This window comes from Streptococcus dentiloxodontae (genome assembly GCF_053206925.1).
The window spans coordinates 1-21,747 of record NZ_JBRUHR010000021.1 but is presented as its reverse complement, the minus strand read 5'-3'; the positions used below and the strand labels follow the sequence as shown (position 1 = coordinate 21,747).

Below are 21,747 nucleotides of genomic sequence, written 5' to 3'. Positions count from 1 at the left end.
CTAATTCTCCTTTTTATCCCATTCGTTTTCAGATTTGAATTCTGTTGACATCATCTCTAAAATGGCAGTCTTAATATCTGCCCCTTCATAGATAACACGGTAGATGGCAGTGGTAATAGGCATGTAAACATCTAATTCCTGAGAAATTTCATAGGCAACCTTAGTTGTTGAAATCCCTTCAATGACCATGCCCATATTGCGTTCAACATCTTCCAATTTTTCACCGCGCCCCAGAGCATCTCCAGCTCGCCAATTCCGAGAATGAACAGATGTCCCAGTAACGATGAGATCCCCGACACCAGATAAACCGCTGTAGGTTAATGGATCTGCCCCCATTTTCACCCCTAGACGTGTAATTTCGGCCAGTCCGCGTGTGATAATAGCAGCTTTAGCGTTGTCTCCATACCCCATACCATGAAGAGCTCCCGCTCCGACCGCGATAATATTTTTTAAAGCGCCAGCGGTTTCCACCCCAACGACGTCAGTATTGGTATAAAGACGGAAGTAGTTGTTGCTAAAAACGTTCTGCACATATTTTGCTGCTTCAATATCCTTAGAGGCAGCAGTAATAAGGGTAATGTCGCGGACAATGGTCTCCTCAGCATGGCTGGGACCAGAAACGACTACAATGTCACTGCGCAAATCAGCAGGAATCTCTTCTTCCAAGATGGTAGATAGGCGTTCGTGGGTAACAGGCTCTAGTCCCTTAGAAGCATGCATAACAGTCGCCTTGTGATTGAGAGTTTCTGCAACTTGTTTCGCTACGAGGCGCGTAACTTTGGTCGGAACAACAAAGAGCACAGCATCCACACTGTCAAGAGCTTCTGCTAAATCTTTGTAGGCCTTGATATTCTCATCCAAAATCGCATCTTTGAAATAACGTGTATTAGTGTGTTTTTCGTTGATTTCATCAATTTGCTCGGGGATATTCCCCCAGATACGAACGTCGTGACCATTATCGTTTAGGACTTGAGCTAAAGCGGTTCCCCATGAACCGGGGCCCAAAACAGCAATTTTTTGTTTTTCCATGTTATAACTAATAAATGGCAGATCTGCTTTATAATCGAAAGTCTGCACGATTCCTTTCATAGTAGTAGCCCTAAGGCCAATCTCAAGCTATCTGCTGTTTGAAGGCAGATAACTTATGCTCTCACATTATAACATAGGAAGGGCTTTCTTGTCTTATTTTTGCCGTCTGTAAAGAAGCTAATTGAGCTAATTTGTTTGACTTTCTAAAATTTTTTGATTATAATAGAAAACAATTAAATGTATTAATAAGAGGCCCTGCAGGTGCGTGTTGGGGCTTTTCTTACGCTTGGGAGGAAATATGCTTTTTAGAGTTCTTAAACCCTATAAATGGCAAGCTTTGCTATCAGTCATTCTGGTCTCAGCTTATGTCGCCAGCATGCTTTTGCAGCCTCGTTATTTAACCAATGTGTTAAATGCGGTGCGTCACAACAATCAAGAGCAAATCTATTCGGTCGGGATTTTACTGCTCGTCATTGCTGGTATTGGGCTGCTTTGCGGAGGGATCAATACGATCGTTTCAGCTTATATCGCACAGGGTGTTTCAGCGGATATTCGTGAAGAAACCTTCAAGAAGATTCAGACTTTTTCTTATGCTAATATTGAAGAATTTAACGCAGGGAATCTCGTTGTACGTATGACCAATGATGTCAATCAGATTCAAAATCTTATCATGATGACTTTTCAAGTCCTGATTCGTTTGCCTCTGCTTTTCATAGGAGCTTTCATCTTTGCCGTCCAAACCCTGCCCAGCCTCTGGTGGGTCATCGTGGCAATGGTTGTCTTGTTTGGAGGGATTTCTTTTGGAATCACAGGAGCTATGTCAGCTAAGTTTGGACGTTTCCAAGAGCTGATGGATAAAATGAATGCTGTTGCCAAAGAAAATTTGCGCGGCGTTCGTGTGGTTAAATCGTTTGTTCAAGAGCGTCAGCAGTATGCCAAATTCCGTGATATATCAGATGAACTTTTTGGCTTAAATCTTTATATTGGCAATGGCTTTGCCATCATGCAGCCTGTTCTTACCTTTATCGCCTTTATGGCCATTTATGTAGCTATCTGGTTTGTTTCGACCCTCGTCGAGACAGACAGTTCAGCTATTGATTCGATCACGTCATTTGTGACTTATCTCATGCAGATTATGTTTGCGCTTGTGATGGTTAGTTTTATGGGGATGCAAATCAGCCGTGCTTTCATTTCCCTTCGCCGTATTCAGGAAATACTTGCGGCTGAGCCGGCCATGACCTTTGCGACCAATGAGGTTGAAGATTTAGAAGGCAGTCTGGTCTTTGATCATGTGACCTTTACTTATCCTAATGACGATGAAGCCATGCTTAAAGATATTAGTTTTGAAGTACAGGCAGGTGAGATGGTCGGTGTAGTTGGGGCTACTGGTGCTGGGAAATCAACGCTGGCGCAGTTAATTCCGCGGCTTTTTGATCCTCAGGAAGGTGCTGTCAAGATTGGCGGCCGTGATCTTCGCAATCTCAGTCAAGAAACGATGCGTCGAACAGTTTCAATTGTTCTGCAAAAGGCTATCCTCTTTTCAGGAACAATCGCAGATAATCTCCGTCAAGGAAAAGCTGACGCTGATCAATTTGCGCTTGAGCGTGCGGCTACGATTGCTCAAGCCAAGGAATTTATCGATCGTATGGATGAGTCTTACCAGAGTCATGTGGAAGAGCGCGGAAACAACTTTTCAGGCGGTCAAAAGCAACGCATGTCTATCGCACGCGGGGTTATCGGCAATCCTAAAATTCTCGTTTTGGACGATTCAACTTCGGCGCTTGATGCCAAATCTGAAAAGCTGGTACAAGAAGCCCTCAACCACGATCTCAAAGATACGACTACCATTATCATTGCTCAGAAGATTTCTTCAGTTGTTAAGGCAGATAAGATTTTGGTGCTTGATGAAGGCCGTCTCATCGGACAGGGCACTCACAAAGAACTTGTTGCAAACAACGATGTCTATCGTGAAATCTATGAAACGCAAAAAGGAAAGGAGGCTTAGGACGTATAGCTACGTTCTAAGGTTGGAAATACCGGCAGTATACTCTTTTAGTTTATCTTTTATTACTTCGTTAGCTCACTTTGCCGTACTCCAGTACAGCCTGCAGTTTGCTGCCTTGTGCTAAAAGCAACCTAAAAGACTATAATTATTAACTAGCCGTGTGAGGCTTACTCACGGATTCTTCCGACAGATGAACTTATTATGAAAACAGCTCGTTTTTTCTGGTTTTATTTAAAAAAACATAAAATAGCAATGTTTGTCATTGTGCTTTCGATCATCCTATCGACCTTCTTACAAGTTATGGCTCCTGTCTATATGGGACAGGCTATCGCTGAACTGTCAACGGTTGCCAGTCAATTTGCCAAGACGGGTCAGACAGATCTCTCTAATTTCTGGTCTATCATGGCTAAGCTGTTCTTAGCTTACCTATTTACAGCCGTTTCAATGGCTGTCTACACTCTGCTTTTCTCACGGATTGTGGCTTTCTCAACTCATCGTATGCGAAAGGGTCTCTTTGGAAAACTGGGACGGCTGACTGTAGCTTTCTTTGATCGCCATCAAGACGGGGATATTCTGTCTCGTTTCACCTCGGATTTGGATAATATTCAAAACTCTCTTAATCAATCGTTAGCCTCTGTTGTTCAAAATGTAATTCTCTACATTGGACTTGTTATTGTCATGTTTGTGCAAGATGTGCGTCTAGCTTGGGTGACAATGGCAACCACACCGATAGCTTTACTGATTTTAACAGTTATTGTTCGTACGGCTCGCAAGTACACCGATCTCCAGCAAGAGGAGGTTGGCAGTCTTAATGCTTATATGGACGAAAAAATTTCAGGCCAAAAGGCGATTATCGTTCAAGGTTTACAAAAAGATGCTATTGACGGTTTTATTGAACGTAATAACCGTGTTCGCAAGGCCACTTTTAAGGGTCGTCTCTTCTCAGGTCTGCTTTTTCCTATCATGAATGGAATGAGTCTTATCAATACAGCTATTGTCATCTTTGCAGGCTCTGCTATTCTTTTAAATGACAAGTCCATGCCGACTGCAGCGGCACTTGGTCTGGTCGTGACCTTTGTCCAGTTTTCACAGCAATACTACCAGCCCATCATGCAAATTGCAGCAAGCTGGGGAGAACTTCAGCTGGCATTTACAGGAGCTGAGCGTATTCAGGAAATGCTTGATGAAAAAGAAGAAGTTCGTCCGAAAGATGCTCCTAAGTTTACAGAACTCAAAGAAGGTGTTGAAATTAAGGACATTACTTTTGGCTACCTTCCTGCCCAAAAGGTGCTTCAAAATGTAAGTATTTCAGCCCCTAAAGGTAAAATGATTGCTGTTGTTGGGCCGACAGGATCTGGTAAAACTACCATCATGAATCTCATCAATCGTTTTTACGATGTGGATGCAGGAGCTATTGCATTTGATGGCCGTGATATTCGTGATTATGACCTTGACAGTTTGCGTGGCAATGTCGGAATCGTGCTACAGGAGTCGGTGCTCTTTTCTGGAACGATTGCGGAAAATATCCGCTTTGGCAATGACGAACTTTCTCAAGAAATGGTAGAAACGGCCGCGCGTGCTACACATATCCATGACTTTATCATGAGCTTGCCTGAGGGGTATGACACCTATGTGACGGATGATGAGAATATCTTTTCGACAGGTCAAAAGCAGCTCATTTCGATTGCACGGACACTCTTAACAGATCCGCAGGTCTTGATTTTGGACGAAGCAACGTCAAATGTTGATACCGTGACAGAAAGTAAGATTCAGCGTGCTATGGAGGCCGTTGTTGCGGGACGCACTAGCTTTGTTATTGCTCACCGTCTCAAAACGATTCTTAATGCAGATGAGATTATCGTTCTCAAAGATGGCAAAGTGTTAGAGCAGGGCAATCATTTTGAACTTCTCAAACAAAAAGGCTTTTATGCTGAACTTTACCACAATCAATTTGTTTTTGAATAAATAAAAAAACTTGAAGCTGGGACGAAAGTGCTCAGCTTCGTTTGTTTATATAGTCATAATGATAAGATGCAGTGGTTGAGTGGGCTCTAATACATTGATAAATCAGCTTTTAGGGTCCTTTTTGATGTCAAGTTTCACTTGACTTTATTTCCAACCTCAACTAGACAATTCCTGACTAGTTGAGCTGTGTGGAGGTGGGTTGAAAAGGTTTGGGAGACCTTTTTAATCGGGAAATAAAACTTGCAAAGCAAGTGTCAAAAAAGTCCACTGGGCTGTTTTAGGTCAGCAACTAAAAACTAGAGCTTGATGAGAAATCAAGTTTCTACGAAACTACTAATTTCTGCCCCACTCTCTTTCTATAAGTCAATAAGACTTGAAATGAAAAGAGTTTTTTATGATGAGTAAGAGGGCGTATACTATTCTTGAAATCGCGAACTGCTTATTCTAGACTAGCTTATTGCTCAGATTTACAAGGTAACTGTTCCCTTGGTTCCTGCCTATTTAAATACTGCTGTTATTGGCTGAGTTTTTCTTATCATGCTAAGGACGGGCTATAGCAGCTCCATTGTTTTACCATCATTTTTTGCCTGCGGGAATGCTGTATTGGATTTGCCACAATGATAATAGTATTTGTCCCAAAAAATCTCTCAGAATGTTTTTTCCAAGAGATTATTTTTAGTTATTGTTCAATATGTTTCGTTTTGGTTTGATTGAGCCAGGCATAGGCGATACCGATAAAGAGGCCTCCGCCAATCCAGTTACCAAAAAAGACGACAACCCACTGACGCAGAACATTAAAGACATCCAGTCCTTTAATTCCTTGAATGTCGCTGAAAGCTGCCAGCATAAACGAAGCGAAGTTTGCTATTAAGTGTTCATTGACAAGAAAAACAAACATGAAAATGGCAGAAACAACAAGCGGAATTTTAGCAGCTTCTTCCTTCACCAAAAGATAAGCGAGGATAGCAACATTGACGAACATGTTGGCAGTAATACCTTCGATGAAATTTTGCCAGTCAGTTTTGGCTAATTTAGTTTCAACAGCTGTGACAAGAAAACTAGTATCTTGAAGATGATCGTAGGAAAAAGACTGGTTGAAAAGATAAGCCAGAATACTTGCGCCGACAAAGTTAAAGAAAGTACAATAAACTAAAATCAGCACTGCTTTTGACCAAGAAATTTGCTTGTAATAAGCACCAGCTGTTAAGTACATCATATTCGATGTTGCCAGCTCGCCATTAAAAAAGAGGACATAGGCCAAACCAAAGGCAAAAATAAAGGCAAAAACAAAGCGTGCTAATGCAGGAAACTGCCCCGCAATAATATCAGCTCCTACGACTCCGACAGCGGTACTCATGGTTAGAAAAGCGCCAGCAAACATAGAACGCAGGGCATAGCGAGAGAGGCTTTCATCAAAAAGGGCTTCCTTTTTACTGCAAGCCGCACCAATTTTTTCTTGGAAGGGATTCATAGGGGCTCTCCTTGTTCACTTATTTTCAAAAAGTATATCATAAATAAGAAAATATTGAAAGGGGTTTCACAGTGTTTTTCCTGCTTGTTCATTTTAAGGCCGGCATGGTAAAATAAGCCTATGAAGAAATTTAGTTTGCTTTTAGCTGGCTTTGTGAGTCTGGCTCTTGGTTTGATAGGAGTTCTTCTGCCTATTTTGCCGACCACCCCCTTTCTCCTTTTGTCTGGCTCTTGTTTTGCAGCTTCTTCGGAGGGTTTTGATCAATGGCTGCGCAAAACCAAGGTTTACCGGTTTTATGTTGCGGATTATGCAGAGACTAAGGCTATTGCCAAAAAACGTAAAAAATGGATTCTCCTGCAAATCTATGTACTCATGGGAATTTCCATCTTTTTTGCTCCGCTATTGCCTGTAAAAATCGGCTTAGGACTGTTGACACTTTTTATTACTTACTACATTATCTGGAAAATTCCGAATAAACCAGAAGACTAGACTATATAAAAACGAGGTATTTTATGACTAAAATTCGTGGATTTGAACTTATCTCAGCTTACACAGACCAGACCTTGCTGCCAAAAAGAGAGACGGCTCACGCAGCGGGTTATGATTTGAAAGCAGCGAAGCGAACAGAGATTCCAGCGGGCGAAATTGTGCTGGTGCCAACAGGGGTCAAGGCTTACATGCAGCCAGGCGAGGTTCTCTATCTTTACGATCGTTCGTCCAACCCCCGCAAGAAAGGCTTGGTGCTGATTAACTCGGTCGGTGTTATTGATGGAGATTATTACGATAATCCTGCAAACGAAGGCCATATCTTTGCCCAAATGAAAAATATCACAGATGAAATGGTCGTCCTTGAAGCAGGCGAGCGCATTGTTCAAGGGGTTTTTGTGCCATTTTTGGTTGCTGATGGTGATGAAGCTAGCGGTGCACGGACAGGCGGATTTGGAAGTACAGGGAAATGACAGCAGACTATTTACTGGTTATTGATATGCAAACAGACTATGTTGGGGAGAAAAAAGGTTATCCTGCTTCCTTGCTGGCAGCAGTGAACGCTAAAATTGCCAGCTACCCTGCAGAACGCGTGCTGTATGTGGTCAATCGCTTTTTCTGGGAACTGAACTCTAAGCCCAAAACTTTTGCTCAGGGTTTATCGGTAGTGTCTGATTATATCTTTGAAAAGCGGCGCGCCTCCTGCTTGACTAATCCGACTTTAAAGGATTTTCTGAAAAACAGCGGAGCAAAAAGCTTAGAATTTATCGGCGTTGATGGCAACGGCTGTGTCAATGGCTCTGTATTGGCAGCGGTGCGTGAAGGTTATCAGGTCAGCGCTGATTTGGCTGCAATCGGTGTTCTCAATAAAAAGAAATTTCAAAGGACGCTGCAGCACTGGGACGTCTGTCAAGTAGAAATGAAAAGTGAACTAGATGGATGATTAGAAATAAATAACAAACCATGATAGATACAAGAATTACGTGTACATTTTCTAGTTGTTTTGGATAAGCACAGGCAGTATAAAATGATGGTGCTTATAAGATTAGAACATACTTATGTGTCTGTTTGTTCAGCAGAAGAAAAATAGTTATCTAATAAATTTATAAAAGGAGAACAATCATCGCTAAGAAAAAATCAACCTTTGTCTGTCAGGAATGCGGCTACAATTCGCCCAAATATTTGGGACGTTGTCCTAATTGTTCGTCCTGGTCTTCTTTTGTTGAAGAAATTGCAGTTGAAGAGGTTAAGAATGCTCGCGTCAGCTTGACCGGTGAAAAAAGCAAGCCTGTCAAAATCAAGGATGTGGATTCTATTAACTATAACCGCACCAAAACCGATATGGACGAATTTAACCGTGTCCTTGGCGGCGGTGTGGTACCGGGCAGTCTGGTGCTCATCGGTGGGGATCCTGGTATCGGAAAGTCAACCCTGCTCCTGCAGGTTTCGACCCAGCTGGCTGATAAGGGGACTGTTCTTTATGTTTCCGGAGAAGAATCGGCTCAGCAGATTAAACTGCGCAGTGAGCGCCTAGGTGATATTGATAATGAGTTTTATCTCTATGCAGAAACCAATATGCAGAGTATTCGTGCGGAGATTGAAAAAATTCAACCTGATTTTTTAATTATTGACTCGATTCAAACCATTATGAATCCTGAAATCTCCAGTGTTCAGGGTTCGGTTTCGCAGGTGCGTGAGGTGACCGCAGAGCTCATGCAGTTAGCTAAGACCAACAGTATCGCCACCTTTATCGTTGGTCATGTGACCAAAGAAGGCACCTTAGCGGGACCGCGCATGCTGGAGCATATGGTGGATACAGTGCTTTACTTTGAAGGAGAGCGCCACCATACCTTTCGTATCCTGCGGGCAGTCAAAAACCGCTTTGGTTCGACCAATGAAATCGGGATTTTTGAGATGCGTTCAGGCGGGCTGGCTGAGGTTATCAATCCCAGTCAAGTCTTTCTGGAGGAACGTCTTGATGGTGCAACAGGCTCAGCAGTCGTTGTGACCATGGAGGGGACCCGGCCTATTCTGGCAGAGGTGCAGGCCTTAGTGACGCCGACCGTTTTTGGCAATGCCAAGCGCACAGCCACAGGCCTAGACTTTAATCGTGTCAGCCTGATTATGGCAGTTTTGGAGAAACGCTGCGGGCTTTTGCTGCAAAATCAGGATGCCTACCTCAAATCAGCCGGCGGCGTCAAACTGGATGAACCAGCCATTGACTTGGCGGTCGCGGTAGCCATTGCTTCCAGCTACAAAGAAAAACCGACCAATCCGCAGGAAGCCTTTATCGGTGAAATTGGTCTGACCGGCGAAGTCCGTCGGGTTAATCGTATCGAGCAGCGTATCAATGAAGCTGCGAAGCTAGGCTTCACCAAAGTTTATGCCCCTAAAAATGCTCTGCAGGGTATTGAAGTTCCCAATGGCATCGCTGTTATGGGTGTTGCGACGGTGGGTGAGGTTTTAAAAGAGGTATTCTCTGATAATTAAAGCAATCATAAAAAAACTTGATTGACATTTTTTAATTTATTCTAATATTTTCTTAGAAAATATTGCTTGTCATAATGTGACCTGCTATAATGGGTTTATTAAGAAATTTGGAGGGGTATATAACATGAATCAGCAAGAGTGGCTTGATTATTTTAAAGCAGTAAATGGCCGTGAACCTAGTATTCCAGAAATGGCAGAGGCTGCAAAACGCGGAGAATTTTCTACGGAGGCTAAGGTCTCAGAAACATCTGAGAGTTATACGCAGCAAGCGCAAGCCAATAGTCAGCAGACAAGTAAGGCGAGTGAGCAATCACAATTTACACAAGCAAATAGTAATTCTTCGCAGTCTTATCAACAACAGGTACAGCAGGGAGCAACTACTAACGAACAGTTCACACAATTTGCCAATCAAGCCAATCAGACTATTCAGCAGGCTGGTGATAACATTCAGGCTATGTGGAAAAAACAAAATAATTATACAAAGACGAACATTATCATGCTGTGTATTGGGATGATTCCAACATTTTTCATTTGTATGTTCATTTATGGGCTGCATCTGGAATCATCTTACAGTTATTCTGGTTACAGTGGACTTACCTTTGGTTTGATTATTACTGTCTTGCTAATCAGTCTGATAGCCAATCTGATTTATTACATCCCAGCTTTGGTTAATAAAAGTCCTTATAAATGGTTGATTTTCTTTCTAAATCTATTTTTTGCCTGGACAATCCTAGGTTGGTTGGTTATTCTCATTATTTCTATTTCTACCAATAGCAGCCAGTCACAGCGCCAGAACAGTGAGATGATGATGCATATGATGGCCAGTAATCAGGAAGCTAACCGTCAAATGGCGCAAAATCAATTCCAATCACAGCAGCAGTCATCTTCTAATAGGGCAACTGTTACTGATGAACTGATGAAACTGCAAGGACTTAAAGATGCCGGTATTTTGACCGAAGATGAGTTCCAAGCTCAGAAGGCGAAAATTTTAGGGCAATAATTTAAAAGAGAACAAGACTCAATCATGATTTTAAGAGAATCAAAGAGTCTTGCTCTCTTATTTTTATATCTTTTGAAAAATCATTCATCAAGACTCCATTGGGGTGATATACTGGCCTTAATAACGAATGATAATAAAGAGAGGCTCTAACATGAAACAGAACTCACAAGATCGCATTTACCAGCTTTACCGCCATGCCTTCCAGCTTTTGGAAGAACAAATCGCCTTTTACATCAAGGAACATTACTCCGGAGTCAGTAAGATTGAATTCTCGCCTATCTTTATAGATGGGGATGGACGATTTACGATGTTTAGTATAGATGTTGTACCAGTCATTTACGATAATGATGGCAATCGGGCAATATTAGGTGGGGAAATCGGTAATGTTATTTATGATTCTTATGGATTATTGAGTGGGATAGATTCACTTGATATAGATGTTTATGGTAATGATTTTATTTATTTATCACACTCTAATTCGGGTGAAGAAATCAATGTATCTAAATACGATCACCTACCCGATGAAGCTAAATTGTCTGAGGATGTTTGTACTGATGCGAATATTGAAGCTCTTGTCCAAGATGGACAATTACAATCAGTTCACAAAGATATTAATGGGAGTCCAGAGGCTGTCATCACATATAATCTAGAGATAAAACAAGGGGATTTTACAAAATGGCATTAAGTGATGAGAAAATTCAAAATTTACAGGGACTTGTTAAGAAAAGATCTAAAGATGCGACTGGCAAGGTATTTTTCTCTAGAAAAGATAATCAATTCTACCAAATTCCTCATAGCCTCAACGACGTCACCCAAGCCATTGCTGTTGTTCCGGTTGCTGATGAACTTGGTTCAACCCCCAACTACCAAAACACCGCCATTGTTGTAACCTACTTAAAAGAACCTGCCATAGTTTACACTTAAGACTCACTGTAATTGGTGGTATACTGACTTTAATAACAGATAATAAGAGAGGATTTAAGATGAACCAAGCCCCAAACGACCGCCTTTACCAGCTTTACCGCCATGCCTTCCAGCTTTTGGAGGAACAAATCGCTATTTACATCAAGGAGCATTACTCCGGAGTCAGCAAGATTGAATTCTCGCCTATCTTTATAGATGGTGATGGTCAGTTTACGATGTTAACTTTGAAAGTTGTACCGGTCATTTATGATAATGATGGAAATCGAGCATTATTTAGTCGAAAAATTGAGAATTTTCACCCAGGTTCTTATGGTCTACGAGGCGGGATATCAACTCTGCGATTTGATGGTTTTGGCAATGATGCTATCCGTTTGTCGAGTTCTGCAACAGGTGAAGAAATTAATGTGTCGAAATATGATCATCTACCTGATGAAGCCAAATTATCAAGTCATAGTTCTATTGATAGGAATATTAGATTATTAGTTGAGGATGGTCAAATTAAAGGGGTTGAAAAGGATGTATTAGGCAGTCCTCAGGCTGAAATTATTTACAATCTAGAAATTCAAAGGGGAGAGTATTGGGAATGGGATTGAAGATGAAAGACAAAGGACAAGACCGCCTTTACCAGCTTTACCGCCATGCCTTCCAGCTTTTGGAAGAACAAATCGCTATTTACATCAAGGAACATTACTCCGGAGTCAGCAAGATTGAATTCTCGCCTATCTTTATAGATGGGGATGGTCGATTTACGATTTTAACCCTAAATGTTGTACCAGTCATTTATGATAATGATGGCAATCGGGCATTATTTAGTCGAAAAATTGGGAAATTTCATCCAGGTTCCTATGGCTTGTCAGGAGGGATTTCTACCCTTGATATAGATGTTTATGGCAATGATTTCATTTATTTATTAAGTTCTGCAACAGGTGAAGAAATTAATGTGTCGAAATATGATCATCTACCTGATGAAGCCAAATTATCAAGTCATAGTTCTATTGATAGGAATATTAGATTATTAGTTGAGGATGGTCAAATTAAAGGGGTTGAAAAGGATGTATTAGGCAGTCCTCAGGCTGAAATTATTTATAATCTGGAAATTAGAAGAGGGGAACACTGGAAATGGCATTAACAGACGAACAAATGCAGGATCTTCAAGAAATTATAAAAGAAAAAGTGGCAGGTAATACAAACGAAGTTATTGAAATAGTCGGTAAAGATAAATTTTATCAAATGATCCATAACCTCAACGACGTCACTCAAGTCATTGCTGTTGTTCCGGTTGATAATGAACTTGGTTCAAACCCCAACTACCAAAACACTGCCATTGTTGTAACCTACTTAAAAGAACCTGCCACAATTTACACTTAAAACTTACTGCAATTTATGAAATATACTGGCCTTCGTAACGTATGGTCAACAGGAAAGGAATTACTATGAAACAGAACTCACAAGATCGCATTTACCAGCTGTACCGCCATGCCTTCCAGCTTTTGGAAGAACAAATCGCCTTTTACATCAAGGAACATTACTCCGGAGTCAGTAAGATTGAATTCTCGCCTATCTTTATAGACGGTGATGGACGGTTTACGATGTTAACTCTTGATGTTGTACCTGTTATTTATGATAATGATGGTCATCGTGTAGTATTTGGTAAGGAAATTGGAAACTTTATTCCACCATCATATGGATTGTTAAGTGGAATTTCTACTCTTGATATAGATGTTTATGGCAATGATTTTATTTATTTATCACGCTCTAATTCGGGTGAAGAAATCAATGTGTCCAAGTGTGATCATCTGCCTGATGAAGCCAAATTATCCAAGCATAGCAGCGTAGATGAAAATATTGAACTTTTGGTTGAGCATGGTCAAATTAAAGGGATTGAAAAAGATTCGTTAGGCAGTCCTCAGGCTGAAATTATTTATAATCTGGAAATTAGAAGAGGAGAGTACTGGGGATGGCATTAACTGATGAACAGATTCAAGAGATTCAAAGACAAGTAAAAAAGCTTGTAAAATTAACTGATGGTAAGGTGTTTAGAACTGAAGATGGGCGAGATGATTACTATCAGATTAAGCACCGTCTCAACGATGTCACCCAAGCCGTTGCAGTTGTTCCGGTTGAAAATATGAAAGGGGAAAACCCCAACTACCAAAGTACCGCCATTGTTGTAGCAGGAACCCAGCTCTATGTAAAGGAGGGGCTTCAGCCAACAGCTATGAAGTCCACCATAAACGCCATTGACGCTAGCGGTGTTTTCGGTTTGAAGCAAGGACATTTGACCAAGCAGTATGAGACGGTCAAGCGTTTTTATGAAGAAACGATGGCTAAGATTGCACCTTACCAGGGCCGTGTTTCCAATATGTCTGGTTTCAGTCAGTCTGGTCCAGCGGTTGCCAAGGTTGCAGCAGACTACCATGTTGAGAAGGTGACCAATTTCATGGATTGGGGCAGTCAGATGGCGGTCAAGAATGGCGATATCACTGCTAGTGATTTGGCCTATCTGAACGAGCATGCCACGGTTTACAGTGATGCAGGGAAAAATTTGACCTATATTGATGGCGGTCGAGGTCAGATTGCCTATGGGCAGGTCAAAACAGTGGAAGGAAGTCCATTTCCCAAAGTACCATGGAAGGATCATGATCCAGGCTTTCCTAATATTAGAGAAAACGACTTGGCTATTGATAAATACTTTCTCAAAGGAAGCTTTTGTTCGGGCATGACACAGGAGCAGGTTCAGCGTGTATCAGAGGTTAAGGCAAGTCAAGGGGGTCAGAGTGCAGAGAGCTATCTGGCTGCTTATGAAGGAGTATATGGTCCTTTTGCTTCCTCTGAGCGTCAGCACTTATCCAAAGAAGGTCGCAGATTAGGGACGGCCTCTGCCATATCAGCAGGGGAAAAGAGGACATCGAAGGAACAATTGCGAGAGGTTAAGCGAACGCGTCCTGAGGTAGTAGAGGCTACAAGGCGAGGTCGAGGCCGAGGCGGCGGTCGTGATGACAGAGGAGATGATGGCCGCGATTAGGGTGGCGGAAAACCCTGAAATCAAGGATTGGAACAGACAGCCATGATTGTTGTGCAACACCCGCAGAAGGTTGAAACCTAGAAGATTACGTATAAATAAATATCCTTTGGAATTATACTTCTCTGACAATGAGGACAGGAAGTAGACAGTTTATTCAGCTTAACTTATATTTTATTTTCAATATGGGTAGAGTGGTGAATGGTAGCTGAGATAGTGATGTTTCTATCTTTCAATCCGATTGAATCTATGGTATTAAAAGATATTCCATATGACTTATAACGATTACTTTCATTATAAGTCATATGTTTTTTTGTATATTCAAAAAAACATAATACCCTAAAGTGGTTTTATCCACTACAGATATTATGGAGTCTTTTTTATTATTTACCAGATAAGAAGTCTACCAAGGCTTGATACCATTTGGTCAACAAGGGAATCCAGAAAGAAGTTGTTGTCTTACTGGCTGAAGTTGTTCTCTGATTTATCGTTTTTGTTTGGTTTGGCTGATTTGAGATCTTTTCGTTAGTGGTTTCCCTTGAAACTGCTCTGTTTTTATCGCCTGCTTGCTGCTTGGGCATCTTGTAATCAGCTGTATTTTCTAATTGTGTATTAGAAAATGAAAGAGAAGTTTGCTGGCTATGGGCAGTTTCTGAAGCTGTTTTAGGATCTGACTGCCCAGAAGTACTTGTCTCAGAGCTTGAAGTTTTCGATTGGCTTGATTGAGAAGCACTTGTTGATTGATTCATTTCGAAAGCTTGCCTTTCAGCTGTTTGGCTATTGACAGCTGTGCTGTTACTTGATCTGGTCAATGTATTATCCAAAGCACTGCCATTTTCAGAAGTGACAGTACTTGTTCCACTTGAGAATGTTGGAACTGTTCCATTTGGAAGTGTCGGCGGAGTAGAATCGTCAGTTGGCAGTGTCATCTCATCTTGGGGTTTCATTTGTCCACCGAAACCACCAAAAGCAGTTGCTGTCGTTTCTTCAGTTGCAGTTGCTGTTGTGCTAGAGCCATTTGAAAGACTGATGATATAGTTTGTACCAGAAGTTAGGGTTTCCGCTGAAAAGATAACATTGCCAAAATCGGCCTCTGCAGTTGCTGCCGCAATGACATTGCCTTTTGAGTCGGTTACTGTAATGGTATCGCCAGCGGAGCCGGAAATATTTGCCATAATATAAGGCTGACTGGATCCTGTCGTAAAAGCTTGCGCCATACCTTGATTTCCAATAGCCCAGACTGTCCCGCCAGAAATAATGCCTGTACCATCATAGTCAAGAGCAGAATTATCAACACTCGTTTGGGTTACATAGAGAGAGCCGCTGGATATGAACACATTACCATTAGAATCTAAACCGTCACCGGCAGCAAGCACATGAACTGCTGCGCCTGCAATATTAATTGCTACATCATTTTCAATATCTGCTGTTGTGTTAGTTAGGTTTGAGAGATTGGCATCATCTTTGCTTGTCCATTCAGTTGCATTGATTCCATCATCACCAGCATCGATAGTTACACTTCCGCCTGTTAGATTGACATAGCGAGCTTCAATCCCCTCATCGCCAGAAGTAATAGTCACGTTAGAAGAACCCTGAACGGTAACTTCATCCCCCGCTGTCATTCCTTTATCGGTTGCTGTGATTATCACTGTCGAATCTGTAATGGTCAAATCAGCCGAATTGACATCTATATCGTCTTCTACTTGGATGCCATCATCTTCAGCCGATATAGTCACATTAGAATTATAAATGCTTACGCTGGAAGTTGCATGAATACCGTCCTTGGCGGCAGAAGTCAAGGATAAGTTTATGTTATCGGCAGTTACACTGCCTGCTTTAATAGCATGTACAGCTGTACTTGTAATAGTCAAAGTACTTCTATTTTTGCTTGAAATATAGAGTGCCCCTCCTGTCTCAATAGTATTAGTCAAAGATGATGAAATTGTGCTATCTGATAGAAGGTTGATGTGCAAATCACCCGACGCATAAAGATTAGATTCACTTAGATTAGCCGCATCAAGGTTGAGTGTTACTGCGTCAGCTACATCATCAGCTACTGTGATGCTGTAGCCACTGGCTGTTCCTGTAATGGTATAGGTTCCAGCTGATGTGATGGTAAGAGTTGTTCCCTCAACCGTGACAGCTGACGAGCTTGTCGTTACCCCATCACTGTCAAAATTAATGCTTGCGGCCTCGTCTGCAGCTGTCTCTGTTACTGTTGCCTCACTGGTCTGCTTACTTTGAGAAATAGCAGAGCTATTTTCACTGCTGGCTATCTCACTATTTGCAGTTTCGCTGGTCTGGTCAGTTGCCTGTTTGCTGGCTGAGTTTATGTCAGTCGTGTTATTTGCTATTTCAGAACTCTCTGCTGTAGATGTTGCTGTGCTTTCAACATTTTCACTGCTTGTGACCGCTTGGCTGTTTTCAGAAATAACCGTTTCTGCCGTATCTATCTGGGCACTGCTTGCTGTATTATCAGCTACAGTATCTGCTGTGCCATCAGTTACACTACTGTTTGCTTCAGTCGTTTCATCAGCCAAAACAACTTGTCCTGCCCCTAAGAGGGTAATTGCCCCTGCTAAGGCAACCCCTGTTGCCAACCCCTGCTTGGATTTGCGTTTTACCTCATGTCCTGTGACTTTTGCCAAAGCAGAGCGATTGAAAATATGTTTTTTATTCATGTGATTACCTATTCTTTCTAAAATTTATGGGCATCAGTTTAGTCAATCAGACTTAAACTATTCCTAAAAAATACTTTTTATTATTAAAATAATATTAAGCTTAAAAACACCTTATTTTGCTAACAGCTTAAAAAAGACAAGCAAGTTCATTTTTGGTAAGATAGAGGAACTCAGAAAAAAGGGTTATTATTAGATAGGAGTCTTTATGTCTTATTTTGAAAAATATCTTCAAGCCAATAGAGCCTATGTTGATTTGCATGGGACGGCTCATCTGCCAATTAAACCTAAAACTCGTGTGACTATCATTACTTGTATGGATTCTCGTCTTCATGTTGCACCAGCCTTGGGCTTGAACCTTGGTGATGCTCATATTTTAAGAAATGCAGGCGGTCGTGTGACAGAAGATATTATTCGCTCCTTGGTTATTTCCCAACAGCAATTAGGAACGCGTGAAATCGTGGTCATTCACCACACGGACTGCGGAGCTCAGACCTTTACCAATGAAGAATTTGCAGCGCAGCTCAAACAGAACCTTCATGTTGATGTTGGGAATCAAGATTTTTTGCCTTTCACGGATGTTGAAGATTCTGTTTGTCATGATATGAAGCTGCTCAAGAATAGTCCGCTTATTCCCAAGGATATTGTCATCAGCGGTGCTGTCTATGATGTTGATACGGGGCGTCTGACAGAAGTTTCTCTAAAAAAATAAATTTCACAAATACCAATTTGCAGCTATGTACAGCGCTTACTTGACAGTCTAATTTAAGAAGATTACAATATTTTTATCATCTAGATAATACATAGGAGGTTGCGCATGCCTGATAATCGTATGAATTTTGCTATTGACAGTAATATGCAGTTTCCCTTAGTGGAAATTGCTCTTGAAACAGGAGAATCGGCCTATATCCAACAGGGGAGTATGGTTTATCATACACCGAGTGTTAGTCTCAATACAGCACTCAATGGTCGCGGCAGCGGTTTAGGAAAACTCGTTGGTGCTATTGGACGCTCTATGACATCGGGAGAGTCGATGTTTATCACTCAGGCAGTTTCTAATGCTCCTGACGGAAGATTGGCCTTGGCACCTTCTTCACCGGGACAAGTTATTGCCCTAGAGCTTGGTGAAAAGCAATATCGTCTTAATGATGGCGCCTTTTTGGCAATGGATGGTTCAGCTTCTTATAAAATGGAGCGCCAATCATTGGGACGTGCTTTTTTCGGAGGTCAAGGAGGCCTGTTTGTCATGACAACAGAAGGCCAAGGCACCTTGCTGGCTAACAGTTTTGGTTCTATTAAAAGGATTGAACTGATAGGTCAGTCTATTACGATTGACAATGCACATGTTGTTGCTTGGAGCCGTGACCTCAATTATGAAATCCATTTGGAAAATGGCTTTTTACAGTCTATTGGAACAGGCGAAGGAATTGTTAATACTTTTGCAGGTTATGGAGAAATTTACATTCAAAGTTTAAATCTGCAGCAATTTGCTGGTGCCCTTCAGCAGTATATTACAACTGGCAGCAGCAGCTAATTAACAATTATTGTAAAAAAACACTTGCTATCTTATACAGGTAGCAAGTGTTTTTAACGAATAAGAAAATAAATGGCATTGAGCAGTCAGCTATTTTAGACGTTTTAAAATAGACTCGATATTATAACGTCCCCATTTGGCCAATTCTTCCAGAAATAATTTAAGATCCTCATCTGAAAAATGGCTTTTTAATAAATAACAGGCGCGCCCAGCGACTTTATAAAATTCATCAATTTCAGGACAGCTGTTTATAAATACCTCAAATGTCTGAAATTGATTGCTATCCATATAAACCATAATAAATTGCTGATTTGGATAATGAACATTAACAGAAAAGCCACTTATGAGACCTTCTTCTTGTAGCTTGATAATTCTATTGCCCACGGCTTGACCAGTTAAATGGACAGCCTTTCCAATCTCCTTGTTAGTAAGACGGCTATTACTTTTTAAACTGTTTAAAATTTGTTGATCAATCTGATCCATAATAAAAGATTCCTTTCAAGATGAAAATAAACAGTCCGTTCTTTTTTCATTGGCCTATGTTTATTTAATCAGCGAAGTATTATACTCATTATATCATCAAAAAAGGAGTTCTCACATGAAACAGGCATTGTTAGTAATAGATGTGCAAAATGATTATTTTAAAGGCGGAAAGTGCGAGTTAGTCAATCCGGATACTGCGCTGGCCAATATTAACCAATTAGAATCTTGTTTTTTGGAAACAAATCAACTGATTATTTATATTCAGCATGTTAAGAATGACAAGCAAGCAGATTTCTTTGCTAAAAACAGTGAAGGTGCTCGTTTGCATTCAAATTTATCCTTAGATTCTAACTCTATTATTATTTCAAAGTCCTATCCAAATAGCTTTATAGGGACAAATCTGGAGGAGATTTTAAAAGATTGGGAGATTGAACAGCTGGTTATTACTGGTATGATGACGCATATGTGTATAGATTCAACAACAAGAGCTGCCAAGGAAAAAGGTTATCAGCCTATACTCATTCAAGATGCAACAGCAACAAAAGCTCTTGATTATCAGGGTCAAATAGTTGGTGCTGAAGCTGTACAAAAGAGCTTTATTAGCGCACTGCAAAATTTTTCGCAAGTTAAAACGACAGCTGAATTTTTGTTGATCCATATTTAACTTGTTGGCAGAAGGATTTGTGTTATAATGTTACTGTTTAACAATATCATAGGAGAAATACATGTCACAACCTATTCGTGTGCGTTATGCACCAAGTCCAACGGGACTCTTACACATCGGAAATGCGCGGACAGCGCTCTTTAATTATCTCTATGCGCGCCATTATGGCGGAACATTTATTATTCGTATTGAAGATACTGACCGCAAGCGTCATGTTGAGGATGGGGAGCGTTCGCAGTTAGATAATCTGCGTTGGCTGGGGATTGACTGGGATGAAAGTCCGGAAACCCATGAAAACTATCGGCAGTCTGAACGTCTGGATCTTTATCAAAAATACATTGATCAACTGCTCGCAGAAGGCAAGGCTTACAAATCATACATTACTGAAGAGGAATTAGCAGCGGAGCGTGAACGCCAAGAAGCAGCAGGTGAAACACCGCGCTACATCAATGAATTTCTTGGTATGAGTGAGGAGGAGAAAGAGGCTTATATTGCAGAACGTGAAGCGGCTGGGATTGTACCGACGGTTCGCTTGAAAGTCAACGAAGCCGGTATCTACAAGTGGACGGACATGGTTAAGGGCGATATCGAGTTTGAAGGTAGCAACATTGGTGGTGATTGGGTTATCCAGAAAAAAGACGGATACCCAACTTACAACTTTGCCGTTGTTATTGATGACCATGATATGCAAATTTCCCACGTTATCCGTGGAGATGACCACATTGCCAATACGCCCAAGCAGCTCATGGTTTATGAAGCCCTTGGCTGGGAGGCGCCAGCATTTGGTCATATGACCCTTATCATCAACTCTGAAACAGGAAAAAAATTGTCCAAGCGTGATACCAATACGTTGCAGTTTATCGAGGATTACCGCAAGAAAGGCTACATGTCGGAAGCAGTCTTTAATTTTATTGCTCTGCTCGGCTGGAATCCTGGTGGTGAAGATGAAATCTTTTCACGTGAAGAATTGGTTGAGCTCTTTGATGAAAATCGTCTCAGCAAGTCGCCGGCAGCTTTTGACCAAAAGAAACTGGACTGGATGAGCAACGAATACATTAAAAACGCGGACTTTGATACCGTCTTTGAAATGGCCAAACCTTATTTAGAAGCTGCGAGCCGCTTGACGAATAAGGCTGAAAAATTAGTTGAACTTTACAAGCCTCAAATGAAGTCAGTTGATGAAATTGTGCCATTGACAGACCTCTTCTTTGAAGAGTTTCCGGCATTAACAGATCAAGAAAAAGAATTCATGGCTGGTGAAACTGTACCAACCGTTCTGGAAGCCTTTAAAGCTAAGTTAGAAGCTATGTCTGACGATGATTTCAAATCTGAAAACATCTTCCCGCAAATCAAAGCCGTTCAAAAAGAAACTGGCATCAAAGGAAAGAACCTCTTTATGCCAATTCGTATCGCTGTTTCGGGCGAAATGCATGGACCAGAACTTCCTGATACTATTTATCTACTTGGCCGCGAGAAATCAATTGCACATATTGAGAATATGCTTAAGCAATTATAAAACTAAAGAGAGTGGAACAAAGAAAATATCCAGAGAATATTTTCTTCATGAGCCTAAAAGCAAAAAAAGCGAATTGGTCATTCGAAGTATTTGCTGTTCCTTAGCCTCTTAGTTTGAGGCTTGGGTAAAAATCATCTGCTGGATAAAGATTATCCCATCTTTTGCACAGTTGGCTAAGATAACTGCTGTCATTTGCGCAGCAAGAGATAAGGAGATTTAACCTGCTACTGCGTTTTACAAGTAAAACAGTAAAATACAAGGGGTTGGGGACTTTGTACGATTCCCTAAAAATTAGACAAAAACTATTAGTGAAAGGATTTAGTTCTGTATTGCATAGAACTGAGTCCTTTTAGTGGCTCTTTGTCAACTGTAGTGGGTGACTTATAACTAAGCACGAGAGAGAATCAGATTGGTTCTCTCTCTTTGCATGTTCAAAGCGATAAGAATTTTAGTTTTAAAGTTTTTGAAGTTTCGAAAGCC

General features: G+C 41.1%; 22 protein-coding genes. 18 read left to right on the top strand and 4 right to left on the bottom strand.

What is annotated here, in order from left to right:
- The gene (locus ACVRZ8_RS09240) at positions 1 to 1,029 is read right to left on the bottom strand and encodes an NAD(P)H-dependent glycerol-3-phosphate dehydrogenase (protein WP_447449052.1); all 1,029 of its coding nucleotides are present in this window, start codon (positions 1,027 to 1,029) and stop codon (positions 1 to 3) included.
- A gap of 298 nt (positions 1,030 to 1,327) precedes the next feature.
- Here ACVRZ8_RS09240 and ACVRZ8_RS09235 point away from each other — a divergent pair, with 298 nt between their 5' ends.
- Together ACVRZ8_RS09235 and ACVRZ8_RS09230 are read left to right on the top strand one after the other, a co-directional pair.
- Positions 1,328 to 3,034 (top strand): ABC transporter ATP-binding protein, encoded by a 1,707-nt coding sequence (locus ACVRZ8_RS09235; protein ID WP_447449038.1) that lies wholly within the window; start codon positions 1,328 to 1,330, stop codon positions 3,032 to 3,034.
- Between the two features lie 201 nt (positions 3,035 to 3,235).
- A complete protein-coding gene (locus ACVRZ8_RS09230) occupies positions 3,236 to 4,999 on the top strand; it encodes an ABC transporter ATP-binding protein (RefSeq protein ID WP_447449037.1) in 1,764 nt (587 codons plus the stop codon).
- Between the two features lie 679 nt (positions 5,000 to 5,678).
- Here ACVRZ8_RS09230 and ACVRZ8_RS09225 read toward each other — a convergent pair.
- Complete coding sequence (locus tag ACVRZ8_RS09225; protein ID WP_447449036.1) at positions 5,679 to 6,470, bottom strand: formate/nitrite transporter family protein; 792 nt, start codon at positions 6,468 to 6,470, stop codon at positions 5,679 to 5,681.
- A 120-nt stretch (positions 6,471 to 6,590) separates the two neighbouring features.
- Between ACVRZ8_RS09225 and ACVRZ8_RS09220 the strand changes: the two genes are divergently transcribed.
- From ACVRZ8_RS09220 to ACVRZ8_RS09165, 12 genes are all read left to right on the top strand, one after another.
- Positions 6,591 to 6,959: a YbaN family protein gene (locus ACVRZ8_RS09220; RefSeq protein ID WP_447449035.1), complete on the top strand. Its 369-nt coding sequence runs from the start codon at positions 6,591 to 6,593 to the stop codon at positions 6,957 to 6,959.
- Positions 6,960 to 6,982: 23 nt separating this feature from the next.
- Positions 6,983 to 7,429 carry a dUTP diphosphatase gene (locus ACVRZ8_RS09215; protein ID WP_447449034.1) on the top strand — a complete coding sequence of 149 codons (447 nt, stop codon included), beginning with the start codon at positions 6,983 to 6,985 and terminating at the stop codon, positions 7,427 to 7,429.
- Positions 7,426 to 7,899, top strand: coding sequence for an isochorismatase family protein (locus ACVRZ8_RS09210; protein ID WP_447449033.1), 474 nt, complete (start codon positions 7,426 to 7,428; stop codon positions 7,897 to 7,899). The genes ACVRZ8_RS09215 and ACVRZ8_RS09210 overlap by 4 nt, the downstream gene beginning before the upstream one ends.
- A gap of 179 nt (positions 7,900 to 8,078) precedes the next feature.
- Positions 8,079 to 9,446 carry a DNA repair protein RadA gene (gene radA, locus ACVRZ8_RS09205; RefSeq protein WP_447449051.1) on the top strand — a complete coding sequence of 456 codons (1,368 nt, stop codon included), beginning with the start codon at positions 8,079 to 8,081 and terminating at the stop codon, positions 9,444 to 9,446.
- Between the two features lie 124 nt (positions 9,447 to 9,570).
- Positions 9,571 to 10,446, top strand: coding sequence for an SHOCT domain-containing protein (locus ACVRZ8_RS09200; RefSeq protein WP_447449032.1), 876 nt, complete (start codon positions 9,571 to 9,573; stop codon positions 10,444 to 10,446).
- 151 nt (positions 10,447 to 10,597) lie between these two features.
- Complete coding sequence (locus ACVRZ8_RS09195) at positions 10,598 to 11,131, top strand: hypothetical protein (RefSeq protein ID WP_447449031.1); 534 nt, start codon at positions 10,598 to 10,600, stop codon at positions 11,129 to 11,131.
- The gene (locus tag ACVRZ8_RS09190; protein WP_447449029.1) at positions 11,122 to 11,370 is read left to right on the top strand and encodes a hypothetical protein; all 249 of its coding nucleotides are present in this window, start codon (positions 11,122 to 11,124) and stop codon (positions 11,368 to 11,370) included. Before ACVRZ8_RS09195 ends, ACVRZ8_RS09190 begins: the two co-directional genes overlap by 10 nt.
- 59 nt (positions 11,371 to 11,429) lie before the next feature.
- Complete coding sequence (locus ACVRZ8_RS09185; RefSeq protein WP_447449028.1) at positions 11,430 to 11,963, top strand: hypothetical protein; 534 nt, start codon at positions 11,430 to 11,432, stop codon at positions 11,961 to 11,963.
- A complete protein-coding gene (locus ACVRZ8_RS09180) occupies positions 11,954 to 12,499 on the top strand; it encodes a hypothetical protein (protein WP_447449027.1) in 546 nt (181 codons plus the stop codon). The genes ACVRZ8_RS09185 and ACVRZ8_RS09180 overlap by 10 nt, the downstream gene beginning before the upstream one ends.
- Complete coding sequence (locus tag ACVRZ8_RS09175) at positions 12,490 to 12,738, top strand: hypothetical protein (protein WP_447449026.1); 249 nt, start codon at positions 12,490 to 12,492, stop codon at positions 12,736 to 12,738. Before ACVRZ8_RS09180 ends, ACVRZ8_RS09175 begins: the two co-directional genes overlap by 10 nt.
- 65 nt (positions 12,739 to 12,803) lie before the next feature.
- Positions 12,804 to 13,337 (top strand): hypothetical protein, encoded by a 534-nt coding sequence (locus ACVRZ8_RS09170; RefSeq protein ID WP_447449025.1) that lies wholly within the window; start codon positions 12,804 to 12,806, stop codon positions 13,335 to 13,337.
- Complete coding sequence (locus ACVRZ8_RS09165; protein WP_447449024.1) at positions 13,328 to 14,395, top strand: hypothetical protein; 1,068 nt, start codon at positions 13,328 to 13,330, stop codon at positions 14,393 to 14,395. Before ACVRZ8_RS09170 ends, ACVRZ8_RS09165 begins: the two co-directional genes overlap by 10 nt.
- 380 nt (positions 14,396 to 14,775) lie before the next feature.
- On the opposite strand, the gene ACVRZ8_RS09160 is transcribed toward ACVRZ8_RS09165, so the two are convergent.
- Positions 14,776 to 17,073, bottom strand: coding sequence for a carbohydrate-binding domain-containing protein (locus ACVRZ8_RS09160; protein WP_447449023.1), 2,298 nt, complete (start codon positions 17,071 to 17,073; stop codon positions 14,776 to 14,778).
- A gap of 205 nt (positions 17,074 to 17,278) precedes the next feature.
- Here ACVRZ8_RS09160 and ACVRZ8_RS09155 point away from each other — a divergent pair, with 205 nt between their 5' ends.
- Positions 17,279 to 17,782 carry a beta-class carbonic anhydrase gene (locus tag ACVRZ8_RS09155; RefSeq protein ID WP_447449022.1) on the top strand — a complete coding sequence of 168 codons (504 nt, stop codon included), beginning with the start codon at positions 17,279 to 17,281 and terminating at the stop codon, positions 17,780 to 17,782.
- 105 nt (positions 17,783 to 17,887) lie between these two features.
- The gene (locus ACVRZ8_RS09150) at positions 17,888 to 18,604 is read left to right on the top strand and encodes a TIGR00266 family protein (protein WP_447449021.1); all 717 of its coding nucleotides are present in this window, start codon (positions 17,888 to 17,890) and stop codon (positions 18,602 to 18,604) included.
- A gap of 90 nt (positions 18,605 to 18,694) precedes the next feature.
- Here ACVRZ8_RS09150 and ACVRZ8_RS09145 read toward each other — a convergent pair whose 3' ends face one another.
- Entirely contained in the window at positions 18,695 to 19,087 is a 393-nt protein-coding gene (locus ACVRZ8_RS09145) for an Lrp/AsnC family transcriptional regulator (RefSeq protein WP_447449020.1), read from the bottom strand.
- A 115-nt stretch (positions 19,088 to 19,202) separates the two neighbouring features.
- Between ACVRZ8_RS09145 and ACVRZ8_RS09140 the strand changes: the two genes are divergently transcribed.
- Together ACVRZ8_RS09140 and gltX are read left to right on the top strand one after the other, a co-directional pair.
- The gene (locus ACVRZ8_RS09140) at positions 19,203 to 19,751 is read left to right on the top strand and encodes a cysteine hydrolase family protein (protein WP_447449019.1); all 549 of its coding nucleotides are present in this window, start codon (positions 19,203 to 19,205) and stop codon (positions 19,749 to 19,751) included.
- 61 nt (positions 19,752 to 19,812) lie between these two features.
- Positions 19,813 to 21,267: a glutamate--tRNA ligase gene (gene gltX, locus ACVRZ8_RS09135; RefSeq protein WP_447449018.1), complete on the top strand. Its 1,455-nt coding sequence runs from the start codon at positions 19,813 to 19,815 to the stop codon at positions 21,265 to 21,267.
- The last annotated feature ends 480 nt before the right edge of the window (positions 21,268 to 21,747 follow it).

Bases quoted from the DNA above. Each gene is read 5' to 3' on its own strand.
- ACVRZ8_RS09175 (WP_447449026.1), top strand. From the start codon at position 12,490: ATGGCATTAACAGACGAACAAATGCAGGATCTTCAAGAAATTATAAAA.
- ACVRZ8_RS09180 (WP_447449027.1), top strand. From the start codon at position 11,954: ATGGGATTGAAGATGAAAGACAAAGGACAAGACCGCCTTTACCAGCTT.
- ACVRZ8_RS09145 (WP_447449020.1), bottom strand. From the start codon at position 19,087: ATGGATCAGATTGATCAACAAATTTTAAACAGTTTAAAAAGTAATAGC.
- ACVRZ8_RS09165 (WP_447449024.1), top strand. From the start codon at position 13,328: ATGGCATTAACTGATGAACAGATTCAAGAGATTCAAAGACAAGTAAAA.
- ACVRZ8_RS09160 (WP_447449023.1), bottom strand. From the start codon at position 17,073: ATGAATAAAAAACATATTTTCAATCGCTCTGCTTTGGCAAAAGTCACA.
- ACVRZ8_RS09225 (WP_447449036.1), bottom strand. From the start codon at position 6,470: ATGAATCCCTTCCAAGAAAAAATTGGTGCGGCTTGCAGTAAAAAGGAA.
- ACVRZ8_RS09190 (WP_447449029.1), top strand. From the start codon at position 11,122: ATGGCATTAAGTGATGAGAAAATTCAAAATTTACAGGGACTTGTTAAG.
- ACVRZ8_RS09170 (WP_447449025.1), top strand. From the start codon at position 12,804: ATGAAACAGAACTCACAAGATCGCATTTACCAGCTGTACCGCCATGCC.
- ACVRZ8_RS09240 (WP_447449052.1), bottom strand. From the start codon at position 1,029: ATGGAAAAACAAAAAATTGCTGTTTTGGGCCCCGGTTCATGGGGAACC.
- ACVRZ8_RS09210 (WP_447449033.1), top strand. From the start codon at position 7,426: ATGACAGCAGACTATTTACTGGTTATTGATATGCAAACAGACTATGTT.
- ACVRZ8_RS09150 (WP_447449021.1), top strand. From the start codon at position 17,888: ATGCCTGATAATCGTATGAATTTTGCTATTGACAGTAATATGCAGTTT.
- ACVRZ8_RS09200 (WP_447449032.1), top strand. From the start codon at position 9,571: ATGAATCAGCAAGAGTGGCTTGATTATTTTAAAGCAGTAAATGGCCGT.
- ACVRZ8_RS09235 (WP_447449038.1), top strand. From the start codon at position 1,328: ATGCTTTTTAGAGTTCTTAAACCCTATAAATGGCAAGCTTTGCTATCA.
- ACVRZ8_RS09215 (WP_447449034.1), top strand. From the start codon at position 6,983: ATGACTAAAATTCGTGGATTTGAACTTATCTCAGCTTACACAGACCAG.
- ACVRZ8_RS09140 (WP_447449019.1), top strand. From the start codon at position 19,203: ATGAAACAGGCATTGTTAGTAATAGATGTGCAAAATGATTATTTTAAA.
- ACVRZ8_RS09230 (WP_447449037.1), top strand. From the start codon at position 3,236: ATGAAAACAGCTCGTTTTTTCTGGTTTTATTTAAAAAAACATAAAATA.
- ACVRZ8_RS09195 (WP_447449031.1), top strand. From the start codon at position 10,598: ATGAAACAGAACTCACAAGATCGCATTTACCAGCTTTACCGCCATGCC.
- ACVRZ8_RS09155 (WP_447449022.1), top strand. From the start codon at position 17,279: ATGTCTTATTTTGAAAAATATCTTCAAGCCAATAGAGCCTATGTTGAT.
- ACVRZ8_RS09185 (WP_447449028.1), top strand. From the start codon at position 11,430: ATGAACCAAGCCCCAAACGACCGCCTTTACCAGCTTTACCGCCATGCC.
- gltX (WP_447449018.1), top strand. From the start codon at position 19,813: ATGTCACAACCTATTCGTGTGCGTTATGCACCAAGTCCAACGGGACTC.
- ACVRZ8_RS09220 (WP_447449035.1), top strand. From the start codon at position 6,591: ATGAAGAAATTTAGTTTGCTTTTAGCTGGCTTTGTGAGTCTGGCTCTT.